General features: G+C 71.3%; 17 protein-coding genes, 3 tRNA genes, 1 other RNA gene and 1 riboswitch. Of the genes, 13 read left to right on the top strand and 8 right to left on the bottom strand.

Annotated features, from left to right (window positions below; genetic code table 11):
* Positions 1 to 18: 18 nt before the first annotated feature.
* Both rnpB and A3G1_RS0110745 read left to right on the top strand, forming a co-directional pair.
* Positions 19 to 407: RNase P RNA component class A (gene rnpB, locus A3G1_RS38405), an RNA gene on the top strand.
* A 265-nt stretch (positions 408 to 672) separates the two neighbouring features.
* Positions 673 to 876, top strand: coding sequence for a hypothetical protein (locus A3G1_RS0110745; protein ID WP_157641050.1), 204 nt, complete (start codon positions 673 to 675; stop codon positions 874 to 876).
* 10 nt (positions 877 to 886) lie between these two features.
* Here the strand turns inward: A3G1_RS0110745 and A3G1_RS0110750 are convergent, their stop codons facing one another.
* From A3G1_RS0110750 to A3G1_RS34240, 4 genes are all read right to left on the bottom strand, one after another.
* A complete protein-coding gene (locus A3G1_RS0110750; RefSeq protein WP_026212012.1) occupies positions 887 to 2,158 on the bottom strand; it encodes a family 2 encapsulin nanocompartment cargo protein terpene cyclase in 1,272 nt (423 codons plus the stop codon).
* A 15-nt stretch (positions 2,159 to 2,173) separates the two neighbouring features.
* Entirely contained in the window at positions 2,174 to 3,604 is a 1,431-nt protein-coding gene (locus A3G1_RS0110755) for a family 2B encapsulin nanocompartment shell protein (RefSeq protein WP_018349483.1), read from the bottom strand.
* Between the two features lie 172 nt (positions 3,605 to 3,776).
* Complete coding sequence (locus tag A3G1_RS0110760) at positions 3,777 to 4,085, bottom strand: hypothetical protein (protein WP_018349484.1); 309 nt, start codon at positions 4,083 to 4,085, stop codon at positions 3,777 to 3,779.
* Positions 4,086 to 4,178: 93 nt separating this feature from the next.
* The gene (locus A3G1_RS34240; protein WP_018349485.1) at positions 4,179 to 7,130 is read right to left on the bottom strand and encodes an AfsR/SARP family transcriptional regulator; all 2,952 of its coding nucleotides are present in this window, start codon (positions 7,128 to 7,130) and stop codon (positions 4,179 to 4,181) included.
* Between the two features lie 441 nt (positions 7,131 to 7,571).
* Between A3G1_RS34240 and A3G1_RS0110775 the strand changes: the two genes are divergently transcribed.
* From A3G1_RS0110775 to A3G1_RS0110800, 6 genes are all read left to right on the top strand, one after another.
* Positions 7,572 to 7,643, top strand: a tRNA-Gly gene (locus A3G1_RS0110775).
* A gap of 50 nt (positions 7,644 to 7,693) precedes the next feature.
* Positions 7,694 to 7,766 (top strand) — tRNA-Ile (locus A3G1_RS0110780).
* 258 nt (positions 7,767 to 8,024) lie between these two features.
* A tRNA-Glu gene (locus A3G1_RS0110785) sits at positions 8,025 to 8,096 on the top strand.
* A 160-nt stretch (positions 8,097 to 8,256) separates the two neighbouring features.
* Complete coding sequence (locus A3G1_RS34245) at positions 8,257 to 9,195, top strand: calcium-binding protein (protein ID WP_018349487.1); 939 nt, start codon at positions 8,257 to 8,259, stop codon at positions 9,193 to 9,195.
* A 67-nt stretch (positions 9,196 to 9,262) separates the two neighbouring features.
* A complete protein-coding gene (locus A3G1_RS0110795) occupies positions 9,263 to 9,484 on the top strand; it encodes a hypothetical protein (protein ID WP_018349488.1) in 222 nt (73 codons plus the stop codon).
* A 151-nt stretch (positions 9,485 to 9,635) separates the two neighbouring features.
* The gene (locus tag A3G1_RS0110800) at positions 9,636 to 10,043 is read left to right on the top strand and encodes a hypothetical protein (protein WP_018349489.1); all 408 of its coding nucleotides are present in this window, start codon (positions 9,636 to 9,638) and stop codon (positions 10,041 to 10,043) included.
* Here A3G1_RS0110800 and A3G1_RS0110805 read toward each other — a convergent pair.
* From A3G1_RS0110805 to A3G1_RS0110815, 3 genes are read right to left on the bottom strand one after another with little or no spacing between them, the layout of a single operon-like run.
* On the bottom strand, positions 10,037 to 10,831 hold the full coding sequence (locus A3G1_RS0110805; protein WP_018349490.1) for a hypothetical protein: 795 nt from the start codon (positions 10,829 to 10,831) through the stop codon (positions 10,037 to 10,039). The two genes, A3G1_RS0110800 and A3G1_RS0110805, sit on opposite strands and share 7 nt — an antisense overlap.
* A 21-nt stretch (positions 10,832 to 10,852) precedes the next feature.
* A complete protein-coding gene (locus A3G1_RS0110810) occupies positions 10,853 to 11,044 on the bottom strand; it encodes a DUF1918 domain-containing protein (protein ID WP_018349491.1) in 192 nt (63 codons plus the stop codon).
* The gene (locus A3G1_RS0110815; protein WP_018349492.1) at positions 11,041 to 11,583 is read right to left on the bottom strand and encodes a hypothetical protein; all 543 of its coding nucleotides are present in this window, start codon (positions 11,581 to 11,583) and stop codon (positions 11,041 to 11,043) included. Before A3G1_RS0110815 ends, A3G1_RS0110810 begins: the two co-directional genes overlap by 4 nt.
* A gap of 147 nt (positions 11,584 to 11,730) precedes the next feature.
* On the opposite strand from A3G1_RS0110815, the gene A3G1_RS0110820 reads away from it, so the two are divergent.
* Positions 11,731 to 12,117: a VOC family protein gene (locus A3G1_RS0110820; RefSeq protein ID WP_018349493.1), complete on the top strand. Its 387-nt coding sequence runs from the start codon at positions 11,731 to 11,733 to the stop codon at positions 12,115 to 12,117.
* Positions 12,118 to 12,183: 66 nt separating this feature from the next.
* On the opposite strand, the gene cobN is transcribed toward A3G1_RS0110820, so the two are convergent.
* Positions 12,184 to 15,753 carry a cobaltochelatase subunit CobN gene (gene cobN / locus A3G1_RS0110825; RefSeq protein WP_211216278.1) on the bottom strand — a complete coding sequence of 1,190 codons (3,570 nt, stop codon included), beginning with the start codon at positions 15,751 to 15,753 and terminating at the stop codon, positions 12,184 to 12,186.
* Positions 15,754 to 15,820: 67 nt separating this feature from the next.
* A riboswitch (cobalamin riboswitch) is annotated at positions 15,821 to 15,945 on the bottom strand.
* A gap of 126 nt (positions 15,946 to 16,071) precedes the next feature.
* Between cobN and A3G1_RS34250 the strand changes: the two genes are divergently transcribed.
* The 4 genes from A3G1_RS34250 to A3G1_RS0110845 form a co-directional block, all read left to right on the top strand.
* Positions 16,072 to 17,268: a hypothetical protein gene (locus tag A3G1_RS34250; protein ID WP_018349495.1), complete on the top strand. Its 1,197-nt coding sequence runs from the start codon at positions 16,072 to 16,074 to the stop codon at positions 17,266 to 17,268.
* Complete coding sequence (locus A3G1_RS0110835; RefSeq protein ID WP_018349496.1) at positions 17,265 to 17,882, top strand: precorrin-8X methylmutase; 618 nt, start codon at positions 17,265 to 17,267, stop codon at positions 17,880 to 17,882. Before A3G1_RS34250 ends, A3G1_RS0110835 begins: the two co-directional genes overlap by 4 nt.
* Positions 17,879 to 19,402 carry a precorrin-2 C(20)-methyltransferase gene (locus tag A3G1_RS34255; protein ID WP_018349497.1) on the top strand — a complete coding sequence of 508 codons (1,524 nt, stop codon included), beginning with the start codon at positions 17,879 to 17,881 and terminating at the stop codon, positions 19,400 to 19,402. Before A3G1_RS0110835 ends, A3G1_RS34255 begins: the two co-directional genes overlap by 4 nt.
* 86 nt (positions 19,403 to 19,488) lie before the next feature.
* The coding region (locus A3G1_RS0110845; RefSeq protein ID WP_026212014.1) for a helix-turn-helix domain-containing protein at positions 19,489 to 19,724 on the top strand (236 nt) is incomplete at its 3' end.

The raw sequence follows: 19,724 nt of genomic DNA on the forward strand, positions 1-19,724 counted from the left end.
GCTAGTCGGTACGGCGGACGAGCCGGCCGGGCGGTCGCGTTACCCACTGGGTCACACCAGGCGGGTACCGAGGAACGTCCGGGCTCCACAGGGCAGGGTGGTTGCTAACGGCAACCCGGGGCGACCCGCGGGACAGTGCCACAGAAAACAAACCGCCCCTCTCGAGGGGTAAGGGTGAAACGGTGGGGTAAGAGCCCACCAGCGCCCCGGGTGACCGGGGCGGCTCGGTAAACCCCACCCGGAGCAAGGTCAAAAAGGGCCTCCGGGCCCGCGCGAGTGTCTGAGGGCTGCCCGCCCGAGCTCGCGGGTAGACCGCTAGAGCCATCCGGCGACGGCTGGCGTAGATGGATGACCGCCACCTGGGCAAGCCCCAGGAACAGAACCCGGCGTACAGGCCGACTCGTCCGCCCCATCCCAGCTCACAGCCGCAATCTAGGGCAGGGAGCTGTTGGCTGCCGGTCGGTATTCTTGGTGGTCGTTTGACGGCCCAGCGACGGCCCCGCGGCCCAGGGACGGCCCAGAGATCGTTTTGACGGTGACCAGATGACCGCCGTAGGCAGGGGTGGTTGGGCGGCGCGCTGGATCGGGCAGGCCCCGGCCTCCGGTGCCCGGAGTGACCTGCACTTATCCTGTGCTGACCAGGCCTGACCGGGCCTACCACGGGGAGTGATCATGAGGCCGTACCTGTTGATGGGCGTGCTGGCCGTTCTCGGCCTCGCCCTGCTGATCTTCGTCGTCGTGAGCAAGCGGCGCAGTGACCCGTTCGCCGGGTCGGCCGAGCACGGTTCGGACGGGCTCAACCAGGAGTTCCTGCCGGGTGAGGTGCCCGGCGGCCCCCGGTTCGACCAGCAGCCCCGGCCAGGCTCCAAGCCATAGCCCGCTCGGTTCAGCCGTAGCGTTCGCTGCTGCTGTGCCAGGCCAGGTTTCCGCCGAGCCAGGCCCACACGCCGGCCATGAATCTGAGTACCGCAGGGGAGCCGTCCGCCGCCAGCACCGCCGCTTCGGTCTCGAAGTCGCGGACCAGCTCGTCGTGGATGTCCACGGTTCTGGCCACGCCCTCGGCCAGCGAACAGCCCTCCTGGGCCGCGATGATCGATGGCAGATCGAAGTCGGCGCCGTTCGACGTGCTCTGCCTGGCCAGCGAGTACAGGTCGTTGACGAGGGTGGCGGCCAGCGCGGCTTTCAGGACCGGGCCGCGTACCCGCGGGTGGGCGTACGCCTCCGCCGGCACCTCGTAGCCGCCGATCGCGTCGATGGCGCCGATGCAGGGCAGGAAGCTGTTCTGCTGCCGGTGGATCAGGTACTCGACGACGGCCGGCGTGTGGCCGGTGGCCCGCCAGGACGCCTCGGCGTCGAAGGCCACGAACAGCATGGCCAGCTCGTGGCGCAGCCGGTTCACCTGGGCGTGGCTGGCGTACCTGCTCAGGTGCGCGATGCCCGACCGCAGCGCGACCCGCACCGGATCGCCGAGCATCTGCTGTTCCAGGTCCTGCCGGTACCGGGCCGGCATCTGCGCGGGGTCCGCCGCCGCGTAGGCGACGCCGAGCCGCGCGGCCAGTACGGCAGGGCGCGAACCGGCCGACTCGTCGTCGCAGTAGTGGTCGTCGGCTGCCCACTCGGCGACCGCGCACTTCGCGGCGGCGAGCAGCCGGTCGGCGTCGTCGGTGTCGGGGTGGGTGAGCATGATGAACCGGCCGAAGCTGGTTGACCGGAGCTGGTCGAGCCGTCCCGGGTAGATGCCTGTTTCCGCGGCCCAGCCGATGAGCCGGTCGTTGACTTCCTCCGCCAGCGCGGGGTCGTCGCGCAGCGGTGGCGGGCAGTACAGCTCGGGTACGCGCTGCCTGCGAGCCGGTGCCGTCACCCTCAGCGAACTGGTACCCAGCCCGGTCGGCCCTGACGGCGGCTGTGGCGACTCCGTCCCGCTCTCCGCATGCCGCGCGGGGGGAACAGGAAGGACAGCCGGCCCAGCAGGAGGAAACCTGGCCGAAGCCGTGCCCAGCCCCACCGGCCCGTGCAGTACCCGGTGTTGAAGACCTTCCTGCTGGCCTTCCGGCTGGCCTTCCTGTGAGCGGCGGCTGGCATGGGACAGCAGCCCTGCGACGAGATCGGCCAGTTCCGGGACCGCTGCGGGCGCGCTCACCCGCGACAGGAGCGACACGGTTTCCTCCCGTCGCTAGTCGCGGTAGTACGACAGCTCGACGCTGTCGAGGATGCCGAGCGCGTCCGGGACGAGGACCGCCTGCGAGTAGTAGGCCGTGACGAGGTACGACATGATCGCCCGCTCGTCGATGCCCATGAACTTCACGGTCAGGCTCTCCTCGTACTCGTCGGGGATGCCCGTCTGGTGCAGCCCGACCACACCCTGCTCGTCCTCCCCGGTACGCATCGCGAGGATGTGCGAGGTGTGGCCGTTCGAGATCGGGATCTTGCCGCACGGGAGGATCGGCACGCCCCGCCAGGCGGGCACGTTGTGGCCGTGCAACTCCGCCGGCTCCGGGTAGATCCCGCGATGGGTGCACTCACGGAAGAACGCGGCGATCGCCTTCGGATGCGCGAGGAACAGCTTCGTGCCGCGCCGCATGCACAGCAGCTCGTCCATGTCGTCGGGCGTGGGCGGGCCGGTGCGGGTGTGGATGCGCTGGCGGGGATCCGCGTTGTGCAGCAGCCCGAACTCGCGGTTGTTCACCAGCTCGTGCTCCTGGCGTTCCCGTAGTGCCTCGATCGTCAGCCGTAACTGCTGGTCGAGCTGGTTCATCGGCTCGTTGTAGAGATCGGCGACCCGGGTGTGCACCCGGAGCACCGTCTGGGCGACGCTCAGCTCGTACTCGCGCGGCGCCAGCTCGTAGTCGACGAACGTGCTCGGCAGCACCGGCTCGCCGATGTGGCCGGCTGACAGGTCGATCGCCGCCTCGCCGTGCTTGTTCTGCGGCAGGCTGGCCTTGGCCCGATGCTGCTCCACGTGGGCACGCAGCGACTCCGACCGCTCGGTGAGCTGCGTGAACGCCTGCCGGGGGAGAGCCAGCACCGTCACGGCCGTCATCGCCGTGGCGGTGAACTCCCAGATGCTCTGGTCCTCGAGCAGCGACTGGTCGCCGAAGAACTCCCCGGTGGACAGCACCGCGAGCTGCACCGGATTGCCGTACTCCCCGACGCCGGTCTTGCTGACCTTGCCGTACGCGATCAGATACACGTGGTCGGCCACCGAGCCGAACTCGGTGATGACCTGGCCCGCCTCGTACTCGTGCTGGCCGAACCTGCCCGCCAGCTCGTCGAGCACTCCGGCGTCGTCGAAGCCGCGCAGCAGCGCCAGCTCGCCGAGCTCGGCCGGTACCACGCGAACCTCGGCACCGGCCTGCGTGAACGTCACCCGGCCGTCACCGATCAGGTAGCTGAGCCGGCGGTTCACCCGGTACGTGCCGCTGCCGACCCGCACCCACGGCAGCATCCGCAGCAGCCAACGCGAGCTGATCTCCTGCATCTGCGGCACAGACTTGGTCGTCGTCGCCAGGTTGCGCGCAGCCGCCGTGCTCAGGCTGACCTGCGAGGGCTGCGAGGACTCCGCTGGCTGTGAGGACTCCTCAGCGCGTTCCACCGACCTGGTCATCTGCATACACCTGCCGATCGAGGAGGCCGCCGATGATGGCTCTCGACCAGTAATACCAGGTGCAGACAATTTTTATTGATTTTCGTACATATTGGAAACCCGGGCTCGCGTCGAGACGGCGGCTGGTGCGGTGCCGGGCGAAACGGGACCGCACCAGCCGCCTGCTGGATCATCAGACGCTGTAGTCGACGTAGCCCCACGCGGCGACGGTCCCCCACGGGCAGGTGGCGACGGAGTCGCCGACCGTGACGGTGGTGCCGTAGCGCTCGGTGACCACATTGCCGAACCTGTCGAGGCAGCGGACGGCCGCTCGCGCGTGGTCCATGTTGTGGATGAAGCAACGGATCTGATACGAGCGGGACGTCGGATAGTCCCAGTCCTGGCAGCCCTGGGTCGGGGCGGCCTGGGCGGCCTGCGGGACGGCCAGCGCCGCGGCGCTCAGCACCCCGGCCAGTGCCACGGCGCGGAAGGTCTTCGACATGTGAACCTCCTGGTCACAGCCTGCGATCGCCCCGTGCGACCGCGATGCCCAGACGCTATGGCCGCCGCCTTACCAGTGCCTTACCGCGATCGATCAGGCGTCCAGTGTGGACAGCCACCGGTTCACCTCCTCGTGCTGGTCCAGCATGTCCGCCTCGGCGTACCGTGCCGCGGCCTCGCGCCCGGTCAGCGCCGCGGCCTCGAAGTCGCCGAGGCCGGCGTGGGCCCGCGCGAGGTACTGCAGGATCCTGGGCAGGAAGGTCGGCGGCTGCAGCGTCCTGGCCAGGCCGGCCGCCTCGGTGAACATCGCGAGCGCTGTCGGCGGGTCGGAGCGGCTGAGCGCGATCTCACCTGCCAGGGACAGCGCGTCGCGCAGCGCCCGGGCGTCGTCCGCACTCCGGGCCAGCGCCAGCGCGTCGCTCGCGCTCCGCCACGCCGCCGCGATGTCCCCGACCTTCAGCCAGGTCCTGGCCAGGTGGCAGCCGGTGACGCTGCCGAAGACCGGCTCGCCGAACCCGGCGAGTACCTGGCACGACTCCTCGAACCGGGCGGCGGCCTCCCGGTGCCGGCCGGCTCTGTTCAGGCTCTGGGCGATCCGGGAGAGCGCGTTCGCCTCGCCGGCCCGGTCGCCTGTCCGGCGAAAGATCGCCAGTGCTTCCTCGTGGTCGTTGCATGCCTGCTCGTCGCCAGGCGTGATCTCGTGACGGAGGGTGCCGCGGGCCAGGTGTGCCCAGCCCAGCTGCGCTGATTCCGGGTACCCGCGGAGGTGGCCGATCGCCCACGCGCTCGCGGCACTGGCCGCCCGTACCTGCCGGGTCATCCGGTATGCCATGCCCAGCTGCGTGGCGGCCACCCCGGCGAGCAGGACCTGGCCGGTCCGCGCCAGGACGCGGCGGGCCTCGCGCAGCATGGGCAGTGCCGTCGTGTTGTGCCCGCGAGCCCGGCGCAGGCCGCCGAGCGCCAGGAGCAGCGGCCCCCGGCCGGGCGCTCCCGCTCCAGCCGCGCCGAGTACGTGTTCCGCCGCCTCGGTCCACGTGCCGATGTAGTCGGGGTTCCCGGCGAAGTTCGCGACGGCGGACAGCAGGTCGCAGGCGAGTTCCGTCCAGCCACGGGCTGCGGAGTCCACGGCTGCCGCAGCCACAAAACTCTGCTCGGCCGCGAGCCACACGAGCGGGTCGGCGGGCAGCTCGGTGTCCAGCGGCGCGTCGGGTACCGGGAAATGCCTGCTGGCCAACTGCCGATCCGCAGCGACCGCGAGCCCCAGCAGCGTCTCGTAGCACCGCCGGAGCGCCGCCTGATCGTCCGGAGTGGACAGACCTGCTGCGTACTCCTGAACCAGGTCATGCACCGCGTACTGGTTTTCGCGCGTCGCCGTGATCAGGGAGGCCTCGACCAGCTCCGCCAGACCCCCGGCCGCCTCCCCGCCGAGCAGCGCCGTGGCCACCCAGTCGCGCAGGCTCGCCACCGGCAGCAACCCGATCCGCCGGAAGAGCAGCAGGCCGGCCGGGCTGAGCCAGGCGAGACTGAGCCCGAACACCGCCTCGACAGCACTCGCGGGATCCCCGTCCACGCGCAGCGCTCCCACCCGGCCGTCACGCGCGAGAGACGCGGTGTAGGACTGGACGGTCGCGCGGGCGTCCTCGGCCAGGTTCGCGGCGGCGATCCGCAGCGCGAGCGGGAACCGGCCGCACGCCTCGGCCAGCCCGGCCAGCACCCCGGCCTGCGCGCCTGCCCGCCCAGGGCCGAGCAGCGTACCGAGCAGGCCAGCCGCGTCGGCCCGCGACAGGGTACCGAGATCGATCCGGCGCGCACCCTCCCTGACCACCAGCCCGCCCAGCCGATCGCGGCTGGTCACGACGACGGCGGCCTCCGGGCTGCCCGGCAGCAGCGGGCGTACCTGCTCGGCGGAGCGCGCGTTGTCGAGGATGACCAGCACCCGCTGGCCGGCGAGCACCCGGCGGAACATCGCCGCGGCTTCCTCAGCCCCGGCCGGGAGCGCGTCGGCGCGCACCCCAGCCATCAGCAGCAGCTGGTGCAGCGCCTCGGCAGAGCTGAGCGGCACACCCGAACCGTACCCGCGCAGGTCCAGATAGAACTGGCCATCGGGGAACCGGCTCGCCGACTGCTGTCCCCAGTGGACGGCCAGCGCTGTCTTCCCCACGCCACCAGCCCCGGCGACAGCCGAGATCACCGCGACGGCCGACGGCCCGGCCACCGCCCCGTCGAGCCAGCTCAGCTCGGACTCCCGGCCGGTGAAGTCCGGTACGGCCCGTGGCAGGTACCGGCGCGGGCTCGGCTGGGCGGCCGGCTCCGGCGGGGCCACGTCGCCCAGCAGCATCCTGTGGTGCAGCTCGCGCAGCGCCGGGCTGGGTTCGAGGCCGAGGTCGGTGGCGAGCAGCTCCCGGGTCGTCCGGTACGTGGCCAGGGCCTCGGCCTGCCTGCCGGTGTCGTACAGCGCGCGCATCAGCAGCCCGGCGAGTCCCTCCCTGGCCGGATGGGCTGCGGCGAGGGTCTTGAGCAGGCTGACCGCCTCGTGCTGCCTGCCAGTGTCCAGCAAGGACTGTGCCCGCAACTCCAGGGCCGTGAAGCGCAGGTCCTCCAGCCCGGAACCGACCCGCTCCCTCAGCAGGTCGTCGGCGACGTCGGCCAGCAGCGGGCCACGCCAGTACGCGACCGCTTCCTCCAGTTTGGACAGCCGGGCCTGCGGGGCTGGCGTCCGCTGCGCCTCGGCGAGGGCCGCTGTGAACAGGTGGACGTCGACCAGCTCGGGTGGCACGTCCATCAGGTACCCGCCGCCGCGCGTCTCGACGGTCAGCCCGTGCGGGCGCAGGAGCCGCCTCAGCCGCGCGGTGTACGTGTGGATCGCGGCCCGTCCCGACAGCGGGGGACTGCCGTGCCAGAGCAGGTCGGCCAGCCGGTCGATCGGCACGACCCGCCGCGTCTCCAGTAACAGCAGCCCGAGCAGGCAGCGCTCCTGCCTCCGGCCGAGCCCCACCGGCTCGCCCCCAGCCTCGAACCTGACCTCGCCGAGAAGCTGGAATCTCATGCCCGGTGATCCTATGGGCTTCCTCCCTTTCCAACCACCTTTCAGTACCAGCTTTATCGTCGCCCGAGTAATGATCATCAAGGCGCCCGGCCGTGGTTGTTAATGGGTTGCCCGGCCACTTCGCCCGCCCGTACTGTCGGCGGCATCAGCAAGGACCGTCCACGCTGAACCAGACCTGGAAGCAGGAGCTTTCGATGACCCGGCACACGATGCACGACCTCAAGCGCCTCGCCGCGCTCGGTGGCATTGCGTTCGGTGGCGGTATCGAAGGCAGGGAACACATTCTGGCCAGGCAGCGGGGCTAGCGCACACCAGCGCACACGCCGCCTGCCCGCCAGCCGGGAGGCGGCTTTTTGTTTCCCGGTAAAAGAAATCAGCAAACGAAACTCCGGTGAAGGAAAACCATTCTCTCGCCGGCCAGAATTCGCCATTATCTCGCACGCGGCTGTAGCTCACCAGGCAGAGCATCTGGCTTCCAACCAGAAGGACGGGGTTCGAGTCCCCGCCGCCGCTCGGCGGGACCTGGACCCCCACGGGGGGATGGTCCGGGTCCCGACCCCAATCCCGCCGTAGCCAACCGGTGAAGGCACCGATCTGATACATCGGCACAGCCAGGTTCGACTCCTGGCGGCGGGACTTCCCTCGCTGGCTCAACAGGACCGAGCGGCGCCGTCCTAAGAGGTCCTAACTTAATGGCGGTGGTGCTATGGCGAGGTCCAGGAGGCGAGCGGCAAGCAGAATTCGAGGGCGGATACCGGTGTTGTATCCGCCCTCGAATTCTGCGCAGTCCGGTCGTCTTCTGGGGCCGCCAGAGCGCCGCCAGTCATTGAGTTAGGACCTCTAAGGCGACAGTTCCGGGTTCGAATCCCGGGCGGGGGACAGCACGATGCTTGAGGCGCGTTGGTCTAGGGGTCAGGATACCCGGCTTTCATCTGGGAGACGCCGGTTCGAATCCGGTACGCGCTACCTGAGTTTCCTCGGTGCCATCCGCTGTGGAGTCCACGCCCGGCGGCTATCGATGCGGTTTGCGGCAATCGGCCCCCTGTGACAGTAACGCTCAGTTACCGTCAGCCTGTGCTGTCCGGAGCCGGGTGCCGGCTCCGGCCACCTGTGGAAGGGGGCCGAGGTGACCGGTACGTTGCGGGTTCTCACTGCCGGGGTCGTGGTGGCGGCTTCGGCGTTCCTCGGGGCCGTGCCAGCGCACGCCGCGCCGCCGAGGTGCTTCGGGAAGGCCGCGACGATCACGGGCGCCGGCTGGATCACGGGTACCCCGGGCCCGGATGTCATCGTCGGCTCGGCCAGCCCGGACGCGATCGACGGCCAGGGCGGCGACGACCTCGTCTGCGGGCTCGGCGGCGGCGACCTGATCCAGGGCGGGCGTGGCGACGACAAGCTCGACGGCGGCCCGGGCGACGACATCATCGTCGGCGACATCCGCGTCGAGGAGGGTGACGTCTGGCCGGCCGGCGGGGAGGACCTCGTCATCGGCGGCGACGGCAACGACCGGCTGACCGGGGACAACCGCGCGGCCGGGCACGGCGGCAAGGCCGGTGGCCCGGGCGGCGACGACGTGATCAAGGGCGGGGACGGCGACGACAACGTCACCGGGGACAACGGCGCCAGCGACGGCGAGGTCTACGGCGACGGCGGCGACGACCTGATCGAGCTCGGCTCCGGCAGGGACTCGGCGTCCGGCGACAACGTCGGAGCGACCAGCATGGGCGAGGGCGGCGACGACATCATCGAGGGCGGCGACGGCGACGACGTGTACCTGGTCGGCGACAACGCCACCTACGCGGGCACCGTCGGCCCCGGCCGGGGCGGCAACGACATGATCAGTGGCGGTCCCGGCGACGACAAGTACCTGATCGGGGACCACAACCCGGTGTCGGGGCCCGGGTACGGCGAGAGCGCCCACGACATGCTCGACGGCGGTTCCGGGCGGGACGGCCTGCACGGGGACAGCTTCAACGACGTGCAGTCGATCGACTCGGGTAGCGGATTCGACATCTGCCGTGGCCGGTCGGGCGGCGACACCCGGGCGCGCTGCGAGGTGGCGTTCTGATTCTCCCGGCCCGAGCGTATGGCGGCCCCTGCCGGATGCGCTCATGCTGGGATGAGGAGGCACGAACATGGAGAACGAATCCGATTACGCCGAGGTGGTGGAGGCTATCGCGGCAGGCAGCATCACCTTCGCGTACGCGGCGCCCGGCATGGGCACTGTCGTCGACCGGAGCATCCTGCTGACAGCCGACGCCGACGCGCGGATCGAGGCGGCGGCCGCCCGGCGGGGCGTGGAGCCGTCGGCGCTCATCCGGTCGTGGATCGACCAGGGCCTGGCCAAGGAGAGCTAGGACCTCTTAGTACCCATAGCGGCGGATCCGGCGCGCCGGGCGCTTACGGTGCGCTGATCGGCCGCGCCATCCTTGGCCACGATCGTCCCTTGTGGCCGGACGGCGTTCTATGGTGCCGGCATGCTCACCCGTTGGTGATGGGAGCCTGCCGATGCCTGCTTCGATGTTTCTTCCCCGGGCCGCGACCGCACTGCTCGGTGCGGCCCTCGTCCTCACCCCCGCGATCCTGGGCCCGGTACCGGCCCACGCCGCCAGCCCGAGTGTCATGATCAGCGGTCCGGGGGTGATCACGGTGAAAGCGAAGTACGCCTTCACCGCCGTCCACTCCGGGCTCGGCAACCAGCCGGTCTTCCTGTGGCACGAACGGTTCTGCTCCGACGCGGCCTCGGAGAACTGCACGGACTGGGTGGCCACGATCAACGTGCCGGCCACGTACAACCGGGTGCTGATCCCGGACTGCTCCGGCGCGGGGGAGAACTCCTTCCAGCTCGCCGTCGTCGCGACCGGCAACGGGCTTCAGGCCAAGGCCGAGCACCGTACCTGGCTCTGTATTCAGTAACCGCCGCCCAGGTGGCAGATCACGGCGGTGGCGTCGTCATGGTGCTTGTGCCGGGGCAGCGCCACCCGCTCCGGATCGGCGTCCTCGCAGGCCCGCGTGCGCGCGATCAGCTCGCCCGGCCCCTGCGCGTACCCGACGGCCAGCAGCTCGTGCCACTCCAGCGCCCCGAACCCGGTGACCAGCAGTGACACCCCGTCCGAGAGCAGGGCCGCACCGCGCAGCCCGGACACCGTTCCGGTGTGGGCGTGCCCGGCGGCCGCTGGGTCGACCTGTGCGACCCAGTACCCGCCGGGCTGGTTGCGGATCTGCTGCTGGGCCTGGATCAGGCTGCTCAGGCCGCTGGCGGTGGCGGCCCCGGCCTGCTGGGCGGTGAAGTGGTCGTCGACGGCCGGGTCGCTGACCGCCCGGACCTCGCCCGGCAGGTCGAGCACGACCGTGGCGTCGGAGAGCACGAGATAGTCGGCCGATCCGGCGCCGTCCGTCCTCAGCAGAGCGACAGTCGAGGCAGGTGTACCGGGATGGCCGAGGTCGCACTGGCCGCCGTGCAGGCCGGCCACGTGCGTGATCGCCCCGGAGAGCGCTTCGGGCAGGGCCACGGCCGGGTCGGCGGCGAGCCGGAGGAGTGCCGTGCCGAGCTGCTCGACATACCACGGCGTACCGTGCAGGCAGCCCGTCTCGGCGCTCTCGGTCAGGCCGTCCAGGACGACGGCGGTACGAGGGCCGGTGCCGGCCCAGTCCTCATTGGCCCGCCCGGGATGCCCGGGCACGCTGGCGATCTCACTGCGCATAGCCGCCCAGTATGTCACGCACTACTTCGCGGTGGCCTCCACGTGCGAGTCGACGCCGGGGTAGACCAAGCCCTCCACGCCGGTGTCCTCCCAGCGGACCATGTACGGCGGGGTGCCGTCCGGATGCCTCAGCTCGGTGATGGTCCCGATTCGCCGTTTGTCCCCGGTGTGGGCTCCCTCGACGATCAGCCGGTCGCCAACGTTCGCCTTCATGGCTTCCTCCCGTTCCTCCCGGGATAGCTTTCCTCCTTATTGTCGGCCTCGGCGGCCCTCGGGGCCATGCCAACAGCCCACGCGGCCTGCACCCCGAGGAACGTGAGGACGCAGAAGAGGATCGCCTCGACCTGGAGCGCGGTCAGGTCGCCCCGGATCGCGTTCGCGAAGGCCGGCAGCCCGGCGACGGCCGCGATCAGCACGTACACCGGCACGGCCACCCACTGGAACATCCTGGCCACCCCGAACTGCCCCGACTCCCGGCCGAGCGCCGGGGCGAGCAGCAGGATGCCGAGCGCGCCGGCCAGCCCGGCGAAGGTGAACGTCACCCGCCACACCATCGGCACGGTCGGGGCGACCTGGGCGAGGAGGGCCATCGTGCCCGGTACGAGAAACTGGAGCGAGACCAGGTAGGCCATCCGGCGGCCAGCGGCGTCCCGCCCGGCCATCTCTGGCCGGTCCTTGGCCGCGACCCACCACAGGCCCAGCAGCGTGAAGTTGATGCCGGACACCACCGCGTAGAAGGAGCTGAGATCCATCGGGCACTCCCCTGGCCTCTGTCCTATTTAAGAAAATTGTACGAAATCAGGGCGGCCCAGTCAGCCGATCGCGCGAGCCACCGGCGGCCGGGCCTGGCGCGACTAGAATGAGAAAGCCCCTCACGAGCTGGTGAGGAGGGGGTTTTCATGACAGTCACCGGGCGGGTGTTCGGCACGTTGCCGGCCAAGGACATGAATCGGGCCAAGGCCTTCTACGAGAAGAACCTCGGCATCAAGCCGGTCATGGACAACGACGACGGCGCGGTCTACGAGCTGGCGGAACACACGAAGATCATGCTGTTCCCGTCCACCGGGGAGCCGAGCGGCACGCACACGCAGGCAAACTTCGAGTGCGACGACCTCGACGCCGAGGTGCGGCGGATGAAGGCCAACGGCGTGAAGTTCGAGGACTACGACACGCCGGGCCTCAAGACGAAGGACAGCATCACCGTCGACCAGGAGTTCCGCGGGGCCTGGTTCCACGACTCCGAGGGCAACCTGATCGCGATCAGCGAGCGCATGCCGATGATGTGACTCCGCCCCGGACGACGAGCGCGTGGGACCCCTCACGTCGCTATAACGACGTGAGGGGTCCCACGATCATGGACGCTCGCCGCCCTCCAGGTCGCCCTCGGTTTCCAGGTATGCCTGGCGGAGGGCTTCGAGGGTCGCCGGTTCCGGGTGCTCCCAGAGGCCACGGTCGGCGGCTTCGAGCAGGCGCTCGGCGATGCCGTGCAGCGCCCACGGGTTGGAGTCGGCGAAGAACTTGCGGTTCTCCGGGTCGAGGACGTAGCTGGCGGTCAGCTTCTCGTACATCCAGTCGGCGACCACGCCTGCCGTCGCGTCGAAGCCGAACAGGTAGTCGACCGTGGCGGCCAGCTCGAACGCGCCCTTGTAGCCGTGCCTGCGCATCGCGGCCAGCCAGCGCGGGTTGACGACGCGGGCACGGAAGATCCGGGCCGTCTCCTCGGAGAGGGTACGGGTGCGCACGGCGTCGGGCCGGGTGCTGTCGCCGACGTAGGCCTCCGGGGCCTTGCCGGTCAGCGCCCGCACCGTGGCGATCATGCCGCCGTGGTACTGGAAGTAGTCGTCGGAGTCCGCGATGTCGTGCTCGAGCGTGTCGGTGTTCTTGGCCGCGACGGCGATCCGCTTGTACGCGGTCTCCATGTCCGGCCGGGCCGCCACGCCGTCGAGGCCGCGGCCGTAGGCGAAGCCGCCCCACACCGCGTACACCTCGGCGAGGTCCTTGTCGTCGCGCCAGTTGCGGCTGTCGATGAGCTGGAGGAGGCCCGCGCCGTACGCGCCCGGCTTCGAGCCGAAGATCCGCATGGTGGCCCGCCGCTCGTCGCCGTGCCCGGCGAGGTCGGCACCGACGTGCGCCCGGACGAAGTTGTCCTCCGGCGCCTCGTCGAGGCCGGCGACCAGCCGTACCGCGTCGTCGAGCATCGCGACCACGTGCGGGAACGCGTCCCGGAAGAAACCGCTGATCCGGATGGTCACGTCGATGCGGGGCCGGCCCAGTTCCGCGAGCGGGATCGGCTCCAGCCCGTTGACCCGGCGGGAGGCCTCGTCCCACAGCGGGCGGACGCCCAGCAGCGCCAGTACCTCGGCGATGTCGTCGCCGGCCGTGCGCATCGCCGAGGTGCCCCAGACGGACAGGCCCACCGAGCTCGGCCATTCGCCGTGGTCGGCGCGGTACCTGGCGAGGAGCGAGTCGGCCATCGCCTGCCCGGTCTCCCAGGCCAGCCGGCTCGGCACGGCCTTCGGGTCGACGGAGTAGAAGTTCCGGCCGGTCGGCAGCACGTTGATCAGGCCGCGCAGTGGCGAACCGCTCGGCCCGGCCGGGACGTACCCGCCGTCGAGCGCGTGCAGCACGTGCGTCATCTCGTCGGTCGTCCGCGCGAGCCGGGGCACGACCTCCGTCGCCGCGAACCGGAGCACGTCGGCGACCAGGCCCTCGGCCAGCTCGCCGGCCGCCGCCGGGTCCCAGCCACGGTCCTCCATCGCCTGGACCAGTGCCCGGGCCTGCTCCTCGACCGCGTCGACGTCGCCGCGGGCACTGTCCCCTTCGGACAGACCCAGGGCCTCGCGGAGACCCGGCAGCGCCGCGACCTGCCCGCCCCACATCTGCTTGGCGCGCAGCATGGCCAGCACCAGGCTGACCCGGGCCTCGCCTTCCGGAGCCTCGCCCAGGATGTGCAGGCCGTCGCGGATCTGCACGTCCTTGACCTCGCACAGCCAGCCGTCGACGTGCAGCAGGAAGTCGTCGAACTCCGCGTCGTGCGGCCGGTCGGCGAAACCGAGGTCGTGGTCGAGCTTGGCCGCCTGGATCAGCGTCCAGATCTGGGCGCGGATCGCCGGCAGCTTGGCCGGGTCGAGGGCCGCGATGTTCGAGTACTCGTCGAGCAGCTGCTCCAGCCGGGCGATGTCGCCGTAGGACTCGGCGCGGGCCATCGGCGGGACGAGATGGTCGACCAGGGTGGCGTGGGCGCGGCGCTTGGCCTGCGTACCCTCGCCCGGGTCGTTGACCAGGAACGGGTAGATCAGCGGCAGGTCACCGAGGGCGGCGTCGGGGCCGCAGCCGGCCGACAGGCCCAGCGTCTTGCCCGGCAGCCACTCCAGGTTGCCGTGCTTGCCGACGTGCACGACGGCGTCGGCGCCGAAGACCTCGCCCAGCCAGCGGTACGCGGCCAGGTAGTGGTGGCTCGGCGGCAGGTCGGGGTCGTGGTAGATGGCGACCGGGTTCTCACCGAAGCCGCGCGGGGGCTGGACGACCACGACGACGTTGCCGGAGGTGAGGGCGGCCAGGACGATGTCGCCGTTGTCGACGAAGAGCGTGCCGGGCGCCGGACCCCAGTGCTGTTCCATCTCCTCGCGCAGCTCGGCCGGCAGCGTGTCGAAGAACCGCTGGTACGTGGCCGCCGGGATCCGGACCTTGTTCGCTTCGAGCTGCTCCTCGGTGAGCCAGTCCGGGTCCTGGCCGCCGGCCGCGATCAGCGCGTGGATCAGCGCGTCGCCGTCCTGGCTGGCCACGCCCGGCAGGTCACCGACGTCGTAGCCACGCTCGTGCATGGCCTTCAGCAGCCGGACCACGCTGGCCGGGGTGTCGAGGCCGACGGCGTTGCCGATCCGGGAGTGCTTCGTCGGGTACGCCGAGAGCATGATGGCGATCTTCTTCTCGGCCGCCGGGATGTGCCGGAGCTTCGCGTGCCGGACGGCGATGCCCGCCACCCGGGAGGCGCGCTCGGCGTCGGCCACGTACACCGTGAGGCCGTCGCCGTCGATCTCCTTGAACGAGAACGGGACGGTGATGATCCGGCCGTCGAACTCCGGCACGGCGACCTGGGTCGCGGTGTCCAGCGGGGACAGGCCGTCGTCGTTGGCGTCCCACGCCTCGCGGCTGCTGGTCAGGCACAGGCCCTGGAGGATCGGCACGTCGAGCGCGGCGAGCGCCCCGACGTCCCACGCGTCGTCGTCCCCGCCGGCCTGGGCGAGGGCAGGCTTGGAGCCGCCGGCCGCGAGCACCGTGACGATCAGCGCGTCGGCCCGGCCCAGCGTCTCCAGCAGCTCGGCGGGGGCTGAGCGGAGCGAGGCGCAGTACACCGGAAGGGCCTGGCCGCCAGCGTCCTCGATGGACTCGCACAGCGTCTCGACGAACGAGGTGTTTCCCGCCACATGGTGCGCCCGGTAGTACAGGACGGCGACCGTCGGGCCGGACTCCACCCGGGGCGTGCGGTCGAGGACGCCCCAGGCCGGCGTCTCCGCCGGGGGAGCGAAGCCGTTACCGGTCAGCAGGACGGTGTCGGAGAGGAAGTTGTGCAGCTCGGCCAGGTTCGCCGCTCCGCCGTGCGCCAGGTACTGGTGGGTCTCGGCCACGACGCCGCTGGGCACCGTGGACAGCTCCATCAGCTCGGCGTCGGGGGCCTGCTCGCCACCGAGGACGGCGACCGGGAGGCCGGAGGCGAGGACGAGGTCGAGCCCCTCCTCCCAAGCCCGGCGGCCACCGAGGATCCGGACCACGACGAGCGACACGCCGTCCAGCAGGGCTGGCACGTCCTCGACCGCCGTCCGCGCGGGGTTGGCCAGCCGGTACCCGGCACCGGAGGCGCGGGCGCTGAGCAGGTCGGTGTCGGAGGTGGACAGCAGCAACAGGCGGCTAGCGGAAGGCACGACGGCAGCACTCACGGCAGGTCCTCACTCCGGGGTCCGCGCCCCAGGTCGACGGCGGCGGCGACGGGAGTCTCCTGGCTTCCCGGATCGCCGCTCCCCTCAGCCTTCCCACCCAACACGGGCAGTGACTATCGTGAGGCTTGCTCCCCGGTGACAGTGGCGGGACCGCGCCGGACTCGCACCGGCTTCCTCCACCTGTCGCCGCATAGTTGCGCCCTCACTCTGCTGTCTGGCCCCGCCGCCGTCAAGTTGCCCGCCGCCCACCAGCGCCGCGCCCCCTGCCATCCGCACATTCCTCCGCCCCGTAGGATCCGCCGCGTGCTGTCGCCCCTGCCCGACCGGTCCAAGCCGGACAACTGCCCCGGAGTGCTCATCCCGCACCCGGCGGCCGATGGCGGGCTGGTCCGGGTCCGGCTGCCCGGCGGGCAGGTCACGGCCGGTCAGTGGCAGGCGCTGCTCGACGCGGCCGTGGAGTTCGGCGATGGCGCGCTGGAGCTGACCTCGCGCGGAAACGTCCAGCTCAGAGGGGTCGCCCCGGGTGCCGAGGCCGAGCTGGGTGCCCGGCTGGCCGAGCTGCTGCCCTCCCGTACGCACGAGAAGGTCCGCAACATCCTGGCCTCGCCGCTGTCTGGTGTGGCCGGCGGCCTGGCCGACGTCCGCCGCCTGCCTCGGGCCCTGGACCGCAGTCTCCAGCTCAACGCCCGGCTGGCCGAGTTGTCCGGCAGGTTCCTGTTCGCGATCGACGACGGCCGGGGTGACGTGAGCGCCCTCGGCGCCGATGTCGCGGTCCTGGCGACCGGGCCGGACGAGTTCGTGCTGGTCCTCGGCGGCGAGCCGACCGGCCAGCGGATGCGCTCCGCCGCCGTGTCCGCCACGATGGTCCTCGCCGCGCTGGCCTTCCTGACCGAGCGGGAGGCCCAGGGGTCGAAGGCCTGGCGGCTGGCCGAGCTGCGCGACGGCGCGGCCCGGGTCGCCGACCGGCTCACCCTCCGGCCGTCCATTGTGTCCATCGTGCACGCCGTGACGCCGCCGGTGTCCGTGCCGGGCGGCGGAGGGCCGGGTCTCGTCGGCCGGATCGCCCGGAACGACGGCCGCGAGGCGCTCGGGCTGCTCGCTCCGCTGGGCCGGTTCCAGGCCAGCCAGGCCCCCACCGGGCACGACCTGATCGTGACGCCGTGGCGTGGCCTGATCATCCCCGACCTCGAACCGGGTACGGCTGTCCAGCATGGACTGATTGACGACCCGGAGTCCCCGTGGATCGGGGTCACGTCGTGCGCCGGGCAGCCGGGGTGCGCCAAGGCACTGTCCGATGTGCGCGGCGACGCGGCCGTTGCCCACCAAGGGATTCCGGGCGGGCTTCCGGTGCACTGGTCGGGGTGCGGGCGGCGGTGCGGCACGCCGGCCGGGCCGCACGTGGAGGTGCTGGCCACGGACGCCGGGTACGAGATCAACGGGGTTGGCGCAGTGGAGCTCGCGGCGGACATCACCGCCGCACGGAGGGTGGCAGGACAGTGACATACATCAAGGACGGCGCCGAGATCTACCGGCAGTCGTTTGCCACCATCCGCGCCGAGACGGACTTCTCCGGTGTACCGGCCGACGTCGCCAAGGTCGCCGTCCGCATGATCCACGCCTGTGGCATGACCGACCTGGTCCGCGACCTGGCCTGGTCGGCGGGTGCCGTGGCCGCTGGCAAGGCCGCGCTGCGGGCTGGCGCGCCGATCCTGTGCGACGCGAACATGGTCGCCTCTGGCGTGACCCGCAAGCGGCTGCCCGCGGACAACGAGGTGCTGTGCACGCTCCAGGACCCCCGGGTGCCGGGCCTGGCGGCCGAGCTGGGCACGACGCGCAGCGCCGCGGCGATGGAACTGTGGCGGGACAAGCTCGCCGGGTCCGTCGTCGCGATCGGCAACGCGCCGACCTCGCTCTTCCGGCTGCTGGAGATGGTCGTCGGCGGCGCGCCCCGGCCTGCGGCCGTGCTGGGCATCCCGGTCGGGTTCATCGGGGCCGCCGAGTCGAAGGAGGCCCTGGCGGCCTCCGACCTGGAGTACCTGGTCGTGCGGGGCCGCCGCGGCGGCAGCGCCATGACGGCCGCGGCGATCAACGCCCTGGCCAGCGAGGAGGAATGAGCATGCTGTACGGCGTGGGCCTCGGCCCCGGCGACCCCGAGCTGGTCACGGTCAAGGCCGCCCGGCTGATCGGTGCCGCCGACGTGATCGCGTACCACAGCGCACGCCACGGCCGGAGCATCGCCCGCTCCGTCGCCGCGCCGTACATGCGCAACGGCCAGATCGAAGAGCTTCTGATGTACCCGGTGACGACGGAGACCACCGACCACCCCGGCGGGTACCGTGGCGCGCTCGAGGACTTCTACGAGGCCGCAGCAGCCCGGCTCGCCGAGCACCTCGACGCCGGCCGGACGGTCGTCGTGCTGGCCGAGGGCGACCCGATGTTCTACGGCTCCTACATGCACCTGCACAAGCGGCTCGCGCACCGGTACCCGGCGGAGGTCGTCCCCGGCGTCACGTCGATCAGTGCGGCAGCAGCCGTGTCGGGCCGGCCGCTCGTCGAGGGCAACGAGATCCTGACGGTGCTGCCCGGTACCCTCCCGCCGGACGTGCTCGCCGAGCGCCTGGCGAACACGGACTGCGCCGCCGTGATGAAGCTCGGCCGGACCTTCGGCAACGTCCGTTCCGGGCTTGCCGAGTCGGGCCGCCTCGCCGAGGCCGTGTACGTGGAGCGGGCCACCACGGACAAGCAGCGGATCGAGCAGCTGTCCGAAGTGGACCCCTCGACGGTGCCGTACTTCTCCCTGGCGCTCGTGCCCTCCCGCCTCACCCCGGCCACCGGCGGCCTCCCCGAATCCTCCACTGTGGAGGAACGCAAGGGCGAGGTCGTCGTCGTCGGGCTCGGGCCGGCCGGCCGCGACTGGCTCACCCCGGAAGCCGCCGCCGCCCTGACCACGGCCGACGAGCTGGTCGGCTACACCACGTACCTCGACCGGGTGCCCGTCAACCCCCGGCAGAAGCGGCACGCCTCCGACAACCGCGTCGAGGCAGAGCGCGCCGAGTTCGCCCTGGACCTGGCCTCGCGCGGCTCCCGGGTCGCGGTCGTGTCCTCCGGTGACCCGGGCATCTTCGCGATGGCCAGCGCCGTCCTCGAAGTGGCCGCCGAGCCGAGGTGGCAGGACGTGCCCGTCCGCGTCGTACCGGGCCTGACGGCCGCGCAGGCCGTGGCCAGCCGGGTCGGCGCGCCCCTCGGCCACGACTTCTGTGTGCTGTCGCTGTCGACGTACCTGAAGCCGTGGGAGGTCATCGCCCAGCGGCTCAGCGCCGCCGCGCAGGCCGACCTGGTGATCGCCATCTACAACCCGGCCTCGAAGTCGCGTACCTGGCAGGTCGGCACGGCCCGGGACATCCTCCTGGAGCACCGCCCGGCGGACACCCCGGTGGTGATCGGCCGGGACGTCGGCGGGCCGGAGGAGTCGGTGAGGGTGGTCCGGCTGGCTGACCTCGACCCGGCCGACGTCGACATGCGCTGCCTGCTGCTGGTCGGTTCCTCGCAGACCCAGTGGGAGGCCGGGCGGGTGTACACGCCGCGCAGGTACCCGGCTGTGGCTGTGAACGCGAGCCAGGACCAGGTCCAGTAACCGCTGGACGTGGCCCGGGGCCTGATGTCGTTCAGGCCCTAAAAGATGTTTCATAACTTCTTCTCGTGTTTGGCCGTTGTGCGGGCATGGGGTTGCTGCGTGGTCTGAGCGCGGAGTGGGTTGAGGTGTTCACTGGCCTGCCGGCAGGGCGTTTCGCCCGGCTCGTCGGGGTGGTGCGGCGGCGGGGTGGTGATCATGCGGGTGAGGGCAGGCCGTGGAAGCTTCCGCTTGCTGAGCGGGTGCTGATGATCGCGGTGTACTACCGGACGAACCTGACGATGCGGCAGCTTGCCCCGCTGATGGGGATCTCGCCGTCCACGGT

This window comes from Longispora albida DSM 44784 (genome assembly GCF_000379825.1).
Taxonomy (GTDB): Bacteria; Actinomycetota; Actinomycetes; order Mycobacteriales; family Micromonosporaceae; genus Longispora; species Longispora albida.

Coding starts and splice junctions, on each gene's coding strand:
- A3G1_RS0110745 (WP_157641050.1), top strand. CDS start 673: ATGAGGCCGTACCTGTTGATGGGCGTGCTGGCCGTTCTCGGCCTCGCC.
- A3G1_RS0110755 (WP_018349483.1), bottom strand. CDS start 3,604: ATGACCAGGTCGGTGGAACGCGCTGAGGAGTCCTCACAGCCAGCGGAG.
- A3G1_RS0110760 (WP_018349484.1), bottom strand. CDS start 4,085: ATGTCGAAGACCTTCCGCGCCGTGGCACTGGCCGGGGTGCTGAGCGCC.
- A3G1_RS34240 (WP_018349485.1), bottom strand. CDS start 7,130: ATGAGATTCCAGCTTCTCGGCGAGGTCAGGTTCGAGGCTGGGGGCGAG.
- A3G1_RS0110795 (WP_018349488.1), top strand. CDS start 9,263: ATGGAGAACGAATCCGATTACGCCGAGGTGGTGGAGGCTATCGCGGCA.
- A3G1_RS0110800 (WP_018349489.1), top strand. CDS start 9,636: ATGCCTGCTTCGATGTTTCTTCCCCGGGCCGCGACCGCACTGCTCGGT.
- A3G1_RS0110805 (WP_018349490.1), bottom strand. CDS start 10,831: ATGCGCAGTGAGATCGCCAGCGTGCCCGGGCATCCCGGGCGGGCCAAT.
- A3G1_RS0110810 (WP_018349491.1), bottom strand. CDS start 11,044: ATGAAGGCGAACGTTGGCGACCGGCTGATCGTCGAGGGAGCCCACACC.
- A3G1_RS0110815 (WP_018349492.1), bottom strand. CDS start 11,583: ATGGATCTCAGCTCCTTCTACGCGGTGGTGTCCGGCATCAACTTCACG.
- A3G1_RS0110820 (WP_018349493.1), top strand. CDS start 11,731: ATGACAGTCACCGGGCGGGTGTTCGGCACGTTGCCGGCCAAGGACATG.
- A3G1_RS34255 (WP_018349497.1), top strand. CDS start 17,879: ATGAGCATGCTGTACGGCGTGGGCCTCGGCCCCGGCGACCCCGAGCTG.